We start from the raw sequence: 12,290 nt of genomic DNA on the forward strand, positions 1-12,290 counted from the left end.
CCGCCGCGATGGCGGTGCCAGAGATGCGCTTTGCTGATAATCGCCACTGTCGCCGGCACACTGCAGTCGGGCGCGCATCAAACAGCCTCGGGCTGGACCTACCCGCCGGCCTGCTGCCAAGGCGATGCCGTCGACGGCGACTGCCAGAGCATCCCGGGAAGCGCCGTTCTGGAACGCGGCGGCGGCTGGACGGTCGTGCTCGATCCCGGCGATCATCGCAAGGTTACGCACCGAAACCGCTATTTCGTGCCCTACGGCTCGGAAATTCCGTCTCGGGACGGCCAGTTCCACATTTGCCTGCATCCGACGGAAGAGCATGAGAACTGCTTCTTCGTGCCGCCCGATGCGATGTAGCACTACTTCCTGGTACGGAGCGCCGCCTCATAGGCCTTGCGCGTCCAGGCGGCCAGTTCGTCGGGATCGTCGACAGCGCTGTCGGGAATGGTCCAGTAAGGCATGTTCACCGGCCTGCCGCCGGCATCGGTCCAGCGCTTCGCGCCGGCAGCCTCGAAGTCCGGCGCACTCACCGCGTCGACCTTGAGCATTATCTCGCCGCGCACGTCGACGCCGACGATCAGACCGTCGCAATAGATGCCCTTGCCGCCGAACATTTTGCGGATCGTGAGGTCGCCAAGCCCTGCGAAAACCTCGCGAATGGCATCGTCGCTGATTGGTGAGCTCGTCTGTCAGACCTGCGCGCGCGCTTCGGCGAGCGCCTTGAGGTCGGCGGGCTTGAGTTCGACGGATTCGCCGCAGCCGCAGGCCGAGCTCTGGTTCGGATTGGAGAAGGTGAAGCCGGTGCGCAGCGTGGTGATCTCGAAATCCATCTCGGTGCCAAACAGGAACAATGCCGCCTCAGGCGCGACATAGACATGGGCGCCGTCGCGCTCGATGTGGTCGTCCTTGGGGTTCGGCTCGGTCACCAGGTCGACCGTGTATTCCATGCCGGCGCAGCCGCCCTTCTTGATGCCGAGGCGGATGCCCTGCGCGTTTTCGCGCGTGGCCATGATCTCGCGCACGCGGTCGGCGGCCCGGTCGGTCATTGAGATGACGGCGAAGCGTCCCATTCCAGTCTCCATTCGTCGCCGGGTTCAAGGCCCGGGGAATGACTCATTCCAGAGCTAAGATGGTGAAGATTGCATGTCCATGCAAGCACCACCGTCGCTTGGCTCAATACCACCCCACCGCGACCTGGGCCTCTTCCGACATACGGTCGGGGGTCCAGGGCGGGTCGAAGGTCATGGTGACCTCGACGCCGGATACGCCTTCGACGGCGCCGACGGCGTTCTGCACCCAGCCGGGCATTTCGCCGGCCACCGGGCAGCCCGGGGCTGTCAGCGTCATGTCGATCTTGACCGTGCGATCGTCCTCGATGTCGATCTTGTAGATCAGGCCGAGTTCGTAGATGTCGGCCGGGATTTCCGGGTCGTAGACCGTCTTCAGCGCCGAAACGATGTCGTCGGTCAGCCGCGCCAGCTCGTCGGCTGGGATGGCCGAGGCCGAAACGATACCCTTGCCCGCCGTTTCCGGCGCGGTGTCGTCAACTGTGGCGGCGATAGCGTCTTCCATGGTGCTCACCCGAAGAATTTACGCGCTTTTTCAAGCGCTTCGGCCAGGACGTCGATCTCGGCCTTCGTATTGTACATGGCGAAGGACGCCCTGCATGTGGAGGTTACGCCGAAGCGTTTCAACAGCGGCTGGGCGCAGTGCGTGCCGGCACGCACGGCGACGCCCTGGCGGTCGATGACCATCGACACGTCGTGGGCGTGGATGCCCTGCAGCTCGAAGGAGACGATGGCGCCCTTGCCGGGCGCATCGCCGAAGATGCGCAGCGAATTGATGGCGCGCAGCCGCTCATGGGCGTAGTCGCGCAGCATCGTTTCATGCGCCGCGATGCGCTCGCGGCCGATACTGTCCATGTAGTCGAGCGCAGCGCCCAGGCCGATGGCCTGGACGATCGGCGGCGTGCCGGCCTCGAAGCGGTGCGGCGGCTCGTTGTAGGTGACGATGTCTTCGGTGACCTCGACGATCATTTCGCCGCCGCCCTGGAAGGGACGCATGCGCTCGAGCATCTCGCGCTTACCGTAGAGGACACCGATGCCTGAGGGACCGTAGAGCTTGTGGCCGGTCATGACGAAGAAGTCGCAGTCGAGATCCTGGACGTCGACCGGCATGTGCACCGCGCTCTGGCTGCCGTCGACCAGCACGGGGATGCCGCGCGCGTGCGCAATGCGGCAGATCTCCTTGATCGGCGTCACGGTGCCGAGCGCATTCGACATGTGCGTGACGGCGATCAGCTTGGTGCGGTCGGTCAGGCGCTTTTCGAATTCCTCGATGTGGAAGGCGCCGAGATCGTCGACCGGCACCCAGACCAGCTTGGCGCCCTGGCGTTCGCGGATGAAATGCCACGGCACGATGTTGGAGTGGTGCTCCATGATCGACAGCACGATCTCGTCGCCTTCGCCGATATTGGGCATGCCGTAGCCATAGGCGACGGTGTTGATCGCCGAGGTGGCATTGGAGGTGAAGACGATCTGGTCGACGTTCGGCGCGTTGAGGAAGCGGCGAACGCTCTCGCGCGCCTTTTCGTAGGCGTCGGTCGCGGCATTGGACAGGAAATGCAGGCCGCGGTGGACGTTGGCGTATTCGTTGGAATAGGCGTTGGCGATGGTGTCGATCACCACCTGCGGCTTCTGGGCCGAGGCGCCGTTGTCGAGATAGACGAGCGGCTTGCCGTAGACCTCGCGCGACAGGATCGGGAAATCGCGGCGGATCGCCTCGACGTCGTAGGTGCTGTCTTCGACTTTCTTGTCCATCGCGTCTTCTCTTTCCAACGCCCCCTCACCCAGCCTCTGCTTCGCTTGGCCGACCTCTCCCCGAGGGGAGAGGAGATTGGAGACGCTTGCGCCAGTTAAAGGCGGTACTTCCGAGGTCTTGGCTCCCTCTTCTCCCCGGCGGGGAGAAGGTGGCCGCGTAAGCGGCCGGATGAGGGGGCCAATTGCCACTACTTACCCATGCGTCGCAAACCAGTTGCTCAGCAGCTCTTCCAGCGGCTCGACGACCGTTTCGTCTTCGAGTTCCTCGATGACTTCGGCCAGGAACGCCCGGACCAGAAGACCGCGGGCGGTCTTTTCGTCGACACCGCGCGCCATCAGATAGAACAGGTGGTTGCGGTCGATCTCGGTGACGGTCGCACCGTGGCCGCAGGCGACGTCGTCGGCGAAGATTTCGAGCTCGGGCTTGGTCGAGAACTCACCGTCGTCGGAGAGCAACAGCGTGTTGCAGGCCATGCGCGCGTCGGTCTTCTGGGCGATCTGGTGGACGTTGATGCGACCCTGGAACACGCCCTTGGCCCGGCCGGTGACGACATTGCGCACCACCTCGGTCGAACTTGTGTGCGGCACCGTGTGGTCGAGCACCATGGTCACGTCGACATGGCTTTCGCCGGAAAGCAGGTTGACGCCGCGCAACTTGAAATCGGCGCCCTCGCCGGCCGCCTTGACGATTACCTCCTGGCGAACCAGCTTGCCGCCGGCGTTCATGACGAACAGGGTGAGCTTGGCATTCTTGCCGAGCTCGGCCTTGAACTGGGCGAGATGGGTCGCCGTCTCCGGCTGGTCCTGGACGATCAGCCACAGCACTTCGGCGTCGTCGCCCAGCAGCAACTGGCTGACCGAACTGGCCAACCCTGCGCCCTCGCCAGTTTGGCGCTCGACGATGGTCGCCTTGGCGCCCACGCCGACACGCACCGGCAGGCGCACATGGCTCTGGCCACCGGCCTGGACGTTCTGCAGCTCGATCGGATTCTCCAGCTGAGTGCCCGCTTCGATGTCGACGAAATAGCCGTCGGCAACGAAGGCCGTGTTGAGTGCGCCGACAGCGTCGTCGCTGCCATAGGTCACCAGCGCCGGCGCGTAGCTGCCGTCGACGAGCTTGTCGCCGAGCCGCTGGAACGCGACACCATCAACGGAAGGCGTAGCCGCCGACACGCCGTTGACGATCGAAAGCAGGGTCGAACCTTCGAGCAGGGCCGCAATCGGCTTGGCTTCCGCGCTGGCGTCGAAGGCCGGCACGGAGGCCAGAAGACGACGCAAGTCGGTGTAGTGCCAGGATTCGACGCGACGGGTCGGCAGGCCGGCCTTGATCTGCTCGATCGCATCGTCGCGCTTGACCATGACCGCGCCGTCGCCGGGCAGGAGCGAAAGCCGCTCGCCGAAGGCATCGACGATCGCCGCCTCCGCCGGGGTACGCTGTATTTCAGCACGCATGTTCATCGTCGACACCTCAAGCCGCCTCTTCGATGATCCCGGCGTAGCCGTTCTCTTCGAGCTCGAGCGCCAGCGACTTGTCGCCCGACTTGATGACCTGGCCCTTGTAGAGCACGTGGACGGTATCCGGCACGATGTGGTCGAGCAGGCGCTGGTAGTGGGTGATGACGATGATGGCGCGGTCAGGCGAACGCAGTGCGTTGACGCCGTCGGAGACGATCTTGAGCGCGTCGATGTCGAGGCCGGAATCGGTCTCGTCGAGGACGCAGAGCTTCGGCTCGAGCAACTTCATCTGCAGGATCTCGGCGCGCTTCTTTTCGCCGCCGGAAAAGCCGACATTGACCGGACGCTTGAGCATATTGAAGTCCATCTCCAGCGTGCCCGCTGCTTCCTTCACGCGCTTGATGAAATCCGGCACCTTGAGCGGCTCCTCGCCGCGCGCCTTGCGCTGCGAGTTCATCGCGACCTTGAGGAACTCCATGGTGGCGACGCCGGGTATCTCCATCGGATACTGGAACGCCAGGAACAGGCCCTTGGCGGCGCGCTCGGCAGGGTCCATCTCCAGGATCGACTCACCGTTGTAGAGGATGTCGCCCTCGGTCACCTCGTAGTCGTCGCGACCGGCGAGGATGTAGGACAGCGTCGACTTGCCCGAGCCGTTGGGGCCCATGATGGCGGCGACTTCGCCTGCCTTCACGGTCAGGTTCAAGCCGCGGATGATCTCGGTGCCGCTCTCGGCGATACGGGCATGCAGGTTCTTGATCTCAAGCATTCTCTTCAGCTTTCTTCACATCTGGCGCCGAGGCGGGCGGCGCAATTCCTGTCAATGACGTTGCCGACGCGGCGCGGGATTTTCAGATCCCGAACACACGGCGCAGCAACGGCAAAAGGCTTGCGGCAACGATGCCGGTGATGGTTCCCACGACAAGCCGTGCGGCGCGCGACTGAAACGACGGCGCAGCCGCCGCAAGTCCGCCGCAGACGACTGCGTAGAAGGCCATCGTGACCGGATCCATCAGCCGACGCTCCCCTCAAGGCTGATGCCGATGAGCTTCTGCGCCTCGACGGCGAATTCCATCGGCAGTTCCTGGATGACTTCCTTGACGAAGCCGTTGACGATCAGCGCGATCGCTTCCTCCTCGGGAATGCCGCGCTGCATGACGTAGAACTTCTGGTCGTCGGAAATCTTCGACGTCGTCGCCTCGTGCTCGAACTGGGCCGTTGCGTTCTTGGCCTCGATATAGGGCACGGTATGCGCCCCGCACTGGTTGCCGATCAGCAAGCTGTCGCACTGGGTGAAGTTGCGCGCGTTGGTTGCCTTGCGGTGGGCCGAGACCTGGCCGCGATAGGTGTTCTGCGAGAAACCGGCGGCGATGCCCTTGGAGATGATGCGGCTCGACGTGTTCTTGCCGAGATGAATCATCTTGGTGCCGCTGTCGATCTGCTGGTAGCCGTTGGAAACGGCGATCGAATAGAACTCGCCGCGAGAATCGTCACCGCGCAGGATGCAGGACGGGTACTTCCAGGTGATCGCCGAACCGGTCTCGACCTGGGTCCACGAGATCTTCGAACGGTCGCCGCGGCAATCGCCACGCTTGGTGACGAAGTTGTAGATACCGCCCTTGCCCTGGGCGTCGCCCGGGTACCAGTTCTGAACGGTCGAATACTTGATCTCGGCATCGTCGAGCGCGACGAGTTCGACCACGGCGGCGTGAAGCTGGTTCTCGTCGCGCTGGGGTGCGGTGCAGCCCTCGAGGTAGGAAACGTAAGCCCCCTCCTCGGCGATGATCAGCGTGCGCTCGAACTGGCCAGTGTTCTTCTCGTTGATGCGGAAGTAAGTCGACAATTCCATCGGGCAGCGGACGCCCTTGGGCACGAAGACGAACGAACCATCGGTGAAGACGGCCGAATTCAGTGTCGCGTAGTAGTTGTCGGTCGTCGGCACGACGGTGCCGAGATACTTCTTCACCAGCTCCGGGTGCTCGCGGATGGCTTCCGAGATCGAGCAGAAGATGACGCCGGCCTTGGCCAGCTCTTCCTTGAAGGTGGTGACCACCGAAACCGAATCGAACACGGCGTCGACGGCGACGCGGCCCGACTTGTAGACATTGTCGCCAACCTCTTCGAGGTCCGGATCGACCGTCTTTTCGACGCCGGCGAGGATTTCCTGCTCGCGGAGCGGAATGCCGAGCTTTTCATAGACCTTCAGGATCTCGGGATCGACTTCGTCGAGCGAGGTCGGTCCGGGCGTGCTCTTGGGAGCGGCGTAGTAGTAGATGTCCTGGAAGTCGATCTTGGGGTAGTCGACGCGCGCCCAGTTCGGCTCGTCAAGCGTCAGCCAGCGGCGATAGGCGCCGAGGCGCCATTCGAGCATCCATTCCGGTTCGCCCTTCTTGGCCGAGATGAAGCGGACAATGTCTTCGCTCAAGCCCTTGGGGGCCTTGTCCATCTCGATGAACGATTCGAAGCCGTACTTGTATTGGTCCACGTCGATCTTGCGGACCTGCTCGATCGTTTCCTGCACAGCAGGCATAAGCGTTCTCCATCCACGCCGGGGTCAAGGCCCGACAGTTTTCAAACTATGGCACCGCTGGAGCGGCGTAAGTTCCATATAGTGCATTCTCTCCGGGAATTCACCCGGAAGGCCGCCTTGCGGCGACCCTGATACACCCGTTCACTGGCCCTTGGGCCAAATCTGCCGCCTAGGCGGCTTTCGTACGGTCCGTGCGGCGCGCCAGGAGCGCGGCAAGGGCCGTTTCGAATTTCTCCACGTCGGCCTCCGTCGTATCCCGGCCAATCGAGACACGCAGGGCACCGAGGTTGTCGGCATAACCCATCGCCTTCAGCACATGGCTGGGACCGACTTTGCCCGACGAACAGGCGGAACCGGCCGAGAGTGCGACGCCAGCGAGATCGAAGGCGATCTGCGCCGTCTCCGCCTTGACGCCCGGAATAGCGAAGAATGTCGTATTGGCAAGCCGTTCGACGGCCTTTCCGAAGATTTCGGCATCGGGGGCAAGCCTGACGACCGTTGCCTCGACGCGATCGCGGAGAGCCCGTACCCGCTCCATCTCGGCCAGGCCCGCCAGGGCGTCGCGCGCAGCGGCACCAAATCCAGCGATCGCCTGCAAGTTCTCGGTGCCGCCGCGATGGCCCTTTTCCTGACCGCCGCCCGATACAAGCGGCGCGGGCATCATCAGGTCGGCAATGGCGACGATGGCACCGGCACCCTTGGGGCCGCCGATCTTGTGCGAGGATAGAATCAGGTAATCGGCGCAACCCGCTGATATGTCGAGCGGAATACGCCCGGCAGCCTGGACTGCATCAAGAGCGAGCACGCCGCCCGCCGCCTTGACCATTTCCGCGATGGCTGAGAAGGGCTGAACGACGCCGGTCTCGTTGTTTGCGGCGTGAATCGCTACAAGCGGCAGGCCTTCAGACTTGTCGTGCGCGCCGAGTGCGGCTTGCAAGGCCATGAGATCGATGATGCCGTTGCTGTCGACGCCGAGCCGGGTGATCCGCTCGGCAGGAAAGCGCCCGCCGTTCAGCACGCAAGGGTGGTCGGCCTCGGTGACATAGAGCCGAGACATGCGGACCGCTGCGCGGCCAATGCGCCAGTCCGGCGAAAGCAGCGTCGTTGCAGCCTCGGTAGCACCTGAAGTGAAAACGATGTGCTCGGCCTTTGCACCGACGAGGGCGGCGACATCGCGCCTGGCATCCTCGACGATCTTGCGGGCAGCCCTGCCCTCGCTATGCACGGACGACGGATTGGCAGCGACATACAGCGCGGCAACCACGGCCGCACGCGCTGCGGGCAGCAGCGGCGCACTGGCGTTGTGGTCGAGATAGGCGCGCGGTCCGGCCATTTCCGTTCAATCTGCCCTGTCAAATCACGTTTGGGTGTGGGGACGCGCAATTTCCTTGAAATTCCAAGGCGAGCCGTCCTATCTACCCGCTTTGCCAAACAGGTGGTCTCGCCACCCAGTTTTGAACAGTTCTAAACTAGCTTCTAAGAAGACGCGTCCCTCGCGTCAAGGCTGGCAACAGGATTGTTTCATCGGCTTTGCGTCAAGTGGAGTATTCTATGCCAGAGGTCATTTTCACCGGTCCGGCGGGTCGCCTGGAAGGTCGTTACCAGCCGTCCAAGGAAAAGAACGCGCCGATCGCCATCATCCTGCATCCGCACCCCCAGTTCGGCGGCACGATGAACAACAAGATCGTGTACGACCTCTTCTACATGTTCCAGAAGCGCGACTTTACCACGCTGCGCTTCAATTTCCGCGGCATCGGCCGCAGCCAGGGCGAATTCGACCATGGCACGGGCGAGCTTTCGGATGCGGCCGCAGCACTCGACTGGGTGCAGTCGCTGCATCCCGATTCCAAGAGCTGCTGGGTCGCGGGCTATTCCTTCGGCGCGTGGATCGGCATGCAGCTCTTGATGCGCCGGCCGGAGATCGAAGGTTTCATCTCGGTCGCGCCGCAGCCGAACACCTACGACTTCTCGTTCCTGGCGCCCTGCCCGTCGTCGGGCCTGATCATCCATGGTGACGCCGACAAAGTGGCCCCGCCCAAAGACGTGCAGGGCCTGGTCGACAAGCTGCACACGCAAAAGGGCATCACCATCACGCAGAAGACGCTGACGGGTGCCAACCACTTCTTCGGCAACGATCCGGAGATGGTGATCGACGAATGCGCCGAGTATCTCGACCGGCGTCTCGCCGGCGAGCTTTCGGACCCGCGTCCGAAGCGCCTGCGCTAGGAGGAGTTTCGCGCATGTATCAACCTCCGCTGTTTCGCGAGACACGGCTGGACGTTCTGCATGCGCTGATCCGCAGCCATCCTCTCGGCCTTCTGATCTGCAATGGCGCAGAAGGCCCGGTGGCCAATCCGCTGCCGTTCCTACTCGACGCCGATGTCGGGCCGAACGGCAGGCTGCAGGCGCACCTGGCGCGCGCCAACCCGCAATGGCGGCTGTTGGCCGAAATGCCCGACGTGCCTGTGCTGGTGGTGTTCCAGGGCGCCGAAAGCTACATCACGCCATCCTGGTACGAGACCAAGCGCGAAACCGGCAAGGTGGTGCCGACCTGGAACTACGCAATGGTCCAGGTACGCGGCACGGTGCGGGTCATAGAGGACAAGGACTGGCTCGCCGGCCAGATCGCCAGGCTCACCGCCACGCACGAAGCCGGCCGGTCGGAACCGTGGCAGGTGACCGATGCACCCCAGGCCTACATCGACGCCCAGATCAAGGGCATTGTCGGGCTTGAGATCGACATTGCCAGCATCGACGGCAAATGGAAGGTCAGCCAGAACAGGCCGCTCGGCGACCGCGTCGGCGTTGCGGAAGGCATCGAGGCAGACCAGGGCGCCGTCGACGAGATGGCACAACTGGTCAGGCAATATGGCGGGCTGACGGACAGCTAAGCCCGGCGTCCGTTCGTCACAGACGCCAGAAGGCGCCAGTCAGGCCAAGGCCGGAACCTGTGCCATGCGCTTCTTTTCATAAGTCTTGTACGCCAACACCAATGAGAAGAAGAACACGGATACGATTGCCGCGCCGACGGGCAGTTGCGGCACGAATTCCGTTGGAAAGACAAATGGCAGGAACGGGAAGGCGTAGGCTGCAGGGATGCGCGCCTTGAAGAGATGCAGCAAGCCGTAGATCAGCGCCAGATCGATGGTGGCGACCACAAACCAGTTCTCAAGCGCCAGAAACAGCACCGTGCCGATCAGTGCAGACAGGGTGAGCACAGCCGTCTGCTTGAGCGCCATCTTGCGCATATACATCGGCATCTGCAGGGACTCGTAGACCACAACGGTGATCGGCGGAATGATGGCCATGTGCGGATAGCCGGCCAGAACAGTGATGGCGATCCACACCAGATGCATCGCCAGATAGACCAGCATGTATTGGTATTTCACCGGCGCTTCGCGGGGCACACCGCGATTGAGCTTGAACAGCATGACGCCCAGCATCAATGCGAAGGTGGTGACGAAGATGGCGATCAGGAAGGAGTAGTGCGTGGCGTTGGTGACGACAGGCAGGAACCCGGTCGCGAGTGCCGGCGCCAGATTGGTGCGGATGACCCGCATGGCAACCAGCATCAGGCACAACACCAGCAGGATCTTCACGACGAAGGACTGATCCAGCAGGTTGACTGCAAAGCCGATGGTTGCCGTGACGGACGGCACGATGAAGATCTTTTCGGGCTGCCTCAGCCACCCCTTCTCGCGCCAGGCCCAGAGCGCCACCGCCATTGCGGCGATTTCCGGCAGCACGATTTCGGAATCGCCGAAAAAGACAGCAGCAAGCACCATCACCAGTATGAAACCGAACGCGGCGGCATAGGCGGCCAGCGGCTTGTTATCGTCAGTCATGGGCATGCTTCAGTCACTTCCAGCGCGTTGGTGATCTGCTCGCCTTCGCAAGCCAGATTGGCGCTATACGACCAGCACGCCCTGGAAGGTCAAAGGCGCGTTTTGTCGCTGCCCGCATAAATGTTTCAACCGCATTGAAGAAAGGCTCCGGCCAAGCCGAAACCTTTCTCCTTGCTTCGATCGCGGGCGGCCGGCGGCCGCCCTTCATTTCTATAGGCGCCTCACTTGGCCTTCAGGAACTCGCCGACCTCGAGCAGCACGAACTCGTTGTCGTCCGCCTTGTCGAGGGCGCGGCCGGCCGAGAACGGCAGGTTGTTGTCGTCGCCGACGACGATGTGGGTGTCATCGACCAGATCGACGTTTTCAATGGTGTTGAAGGGCATGTCGTAGAAGCCCTCGCCGCCACCCCCCTGACGCTTCTTGTTGTCGGGGTCGGCGATGTTCATCAGGTCGATGTAGCCGATCTTGCGCACCGAGCCGCCGACATTGGCGTCCGACATCTCGATCTTGTAGATGCGCTTGAACAAAGCCGGATTGGCGAAGCAGTCCGGTTGCGGGTTCTTGGCGTCGGTGCAAGCCTTGGCGGCTGTGCCGGCACCCTGATCGCGCTCGATGACGAGAGCGGTGGTGGCGTCGATCATGTTGAAGTCGCCAATGGCATCGCCGCCGGCGGAGAGTGGGTAGTGCCAGCTGCGGCCGGTCCATTCCTTCTTGGCAACGTCGAATTCGATGACGCGAAGCGCGCGGTTGCCTTCCACCTGCTCCATGGTGCCGTCGTCCTTGAACAGCGCGCCTTCGAGCAGGCCGTAGAGCTTGGAGCCGTCCTTCGACTGGGCAAGGCCCTCATAGCCGCCCGAGCGCTTGAGATTGAAGGCCGGCATCGGCAGCGTCGGGTTGGCCTGGACGGTCAGCGTCGGATGATCGGGCGACTTGACCGGCTTGCCATCGACCACGGTGCCGACGACGTCGGTCAGCTTGCCGTCGAGATCGAACTTGAGTAGGTAGGGGCCGAACTCCTCGCCGACCCAGAAGCCGTCGGCAACGGGCTGGATCGACTCGACGTCGAAGTCGCCACCGGTGAGGAAGCGCGTGTCGGAGCCTTCGAGCACGATCGGGAACGGCGCCTTGCGGTCGGGGTCGGTGAGGAACAGCGTCTTGATGCGGTTCATGGTGCCCTTGTCCCAGTCGAACGAGATGTGGTGCAGCATCAGTGCGGCGTCGGTCGAATTCAGCTTGTTGCCGAAACCGTTGTCCGACAGCGACCAGAACGTGCCGTCGCCGACAGCCTTGATGCCCGAGAAGCCCTGCACGGGCTGGCCGTCGAAGGGCAGCGAAAGTCCGGTCAGGCGGACGCCATCCTTGCCGGGGACGGTGCCCAGGCTTTCGGCGCGCTTGCGGTCAGGGGTCGTAAACTTGCCCGAGGTGCGCAGGTGCTCGGGTGCATTTTCGGGCGCTGCGATGATGGTGTTGGCTGGCAGGATCGCGTGACCGGTGAGCGTCGCCTTGAATTCCGTCTCATCCGCGAAGGCGGAAGCGGTGGAGAGCGCCAGAACGGCCGCAGCAAGATAGAGAGAGCGTCGCATGGTGGACCCCGATTGGTTGAAGGAAACGCCCTCCAGCTAGGTCCGTGCCATGTCGGGCGGG

14 protein-coding genes are annotated in these 12,290 nt (G+C 63.0%); 3 read left to right on the forward strand and 11 right to left on the reverse strand.

Annotated features, from left to right (window positions below; genetic code table 11):
- Positions 1-30: 30 nt before the first annotated feature.
- Positions 31-354 carry a hypothetical protein gene (locus CO731_RS19405; protein WP_108608416.1) on the forward strand — a complete coding sequence of 108 codons (324 nt, stop codon included), beginning with the start codon at positions 31-33 and terminating at the stop codon, positions 352-354.
- A gap of 2 nt (positions 355-356) precedes the next feature.
- Here the strand turns inward: CO731_RS19405 and CO731_RS19410 are convergent, their stop codons facing one another.
- The 9 genes from CO731_RS19410 to CO731_RS19445 form a co-directional block, all read right to left on the reverse strand.
- Complete coding sequence (locus CO731_RS19410) at positions 357-671, reverse strand: TfoX/Sxy family protein (protein WP_108608417.1); 315 nt, start codon at positions 669-671, stop codon at positions 357-359.
- Positions 672-686: 15 nt separating this feature from the next.
- Positions 687-1,067, reverse strand: coding sequence for a Fe-S cluster assembly scaffold SufA (gene sufA, locus CO731_RS19415; RefSeq protein ID WP_108608418.1), 381 nt, complete (start codon positions 1,065-1,067; stop codon positions 687-689).
- A 103-nt stretch (positions 1,068-1,170) separates the two neighbouring features.
- Complete coding sequence (locus CO731_RS19420) at positions 1,171-1,569, reverse strand: SUF system Fe-S cluster assembly protein (protein WP_108608419.1); 399 nt, start codon at positions 1,567-1,569, stop codon at positions 1,171-1,173.
- Positions 1,570-1,574: 5 nt separating this feature from the next.
- Entirely contained in the window at positions 1,575-2,816 is a 1,242-nt protein-coding gene (locus CO731_RS19425) for a cysteine desulfurase (RefSeq protein WP_108608420.1), read from the reverse strand.
- A gap of 192 nt (positions 2,817-3,008) precedes the next feature.
- Complete coding sequence (gene sufD, locus CO731_RS19430) at positions 3,009-4,274, reverse strand: Fe-S cluster assembly protein SufD (protein WP_108609934.1); 1,266 nt, start codon at positions 4,272-4,274, stop codon at positions 3,009-3,011.
- Between the two features lie 10 nt (positions 4,275-4,284).
- Complete coding sequence (sufC, locus tag CO731_RS19435; RefSeq protein ID WP_108608421.1) at positions 4,285-5,040, reverse strand: Fe-S cluster assembly ATPase SufC; 756 nt, start codon at positions 5,038-5,040, stop codon at positions 4,285-4,287.
- A gap of 82 nt (positions 5,041-5,122) precedes the next feature.
- Complete coding sequence (locus tag CO731_RS28795) at positions 5,123-5,284, reverse strand: hypothetical protein (protein ID WP_159091663.1); 162 nt, start codon at positions 5,282-5,284, stop codon at positions 5,123-5,125.
- Positions 5,284-6,801: a Fe-S cluster assembly protein SufB gene (gene sufB, locus CO731_RS19440; RefSeq protein ID WP_108608422.1), complete on the reverse strand. Its 1,518-nt coding sequence runs from the start codon at positions 6,799-6,801 to the stop codon at positions 5,284-5,286. The genes CO731_RS28795 and sufB overlap by 1 nt, the downstream gene beginning before the upstream one ends.
- 169 nt (positions 6,802-6,970) lie before the next feature.
- Positions 6,971-8,134, reverse strand: coding sequence for a cysteine desulfurase family protein (locus CO731_RS19445; protein ID WP_108608423.1), 1,164 nt, complete (start codon positions 8,132-8,134; stop codon positions 6,971-6,973).
- Between the two features lie 218 nt (positions 8,135-8,352).
- On the opposite strand from CO731_RS19445, the gene CO731_RS19450 reads away from it, so the two are divergent.
- Both CO731_RS19450 and CO731_RS19455 read left to right on the forward strand, forming a co-directional pair.
- Positions 8,353-9,027, forward strand: a complete 675-nt coding sequence (locus CO731_RS19450) for an alpha/beta hydrolase (protein ID WP_108608424.1) — start codon at positions 8,353-8,355, stop codon at positions 9,025-9,027.
- A gap of 14 nt (positions 9,028-9,041) precedes the next feature.
- Positions 9,042-9,692, forward strand: coding sequence for an FMN-binding negative transcriptional regulator (locus tag CO731_RS19455; RefSeq protein ID WP_108608425.1), 651 nt, complete (start codon positions 9,042-9,044; stop codon positions 9,690-9,692).
- A 39-nt stretch (positions 9,693-9,731) separates the two neighbouring features.
- Here CO731_RS19455 and CO731_RS19460 read toward each other — a convergent pair whose 3' ends face one another.
- Together CO731_RS19460 and CO731_RS19465 are read right to left on the reverse strand one after the other, a co-directional pair.
- The gene (locus tag CO731_RS19460) at positions 9,732-10,646 is read right to left on the reverse strand and encodes an HPP family protein (RefSeq protein ID WP_199914492.1); all 915 of its coding nucleotides are present in this window, start codon (positions 10,644-10,646) and stop codon (positions 9,732-9,734) included.
- Between the two features lie 221 nt (positions 10,647-10,867).
- Positions 10,868-12,229, reverse strand: coding sequence for an esterase-like activity of phytase family protein (locus CO731_RS19465; protein WP_108608427.1), 1,362 nt, complete (start codon positions 12,227-12,229; stop codon positions 10,868-10,870).
- Between the last annotated feature and the right edge of the window lie 61 nt (positions 12,230-12,290).

Origin of the sequence: Aminobacter sp. MSH1 (assembly GCF_003071665.1) — a bacterium.
GTDB lineage: Bacteria > Pseudomonadota > Alphaproteobacteria > Rhizobiales > Rhizobiaceae > Aminobacter > Aminobacter niigataensis.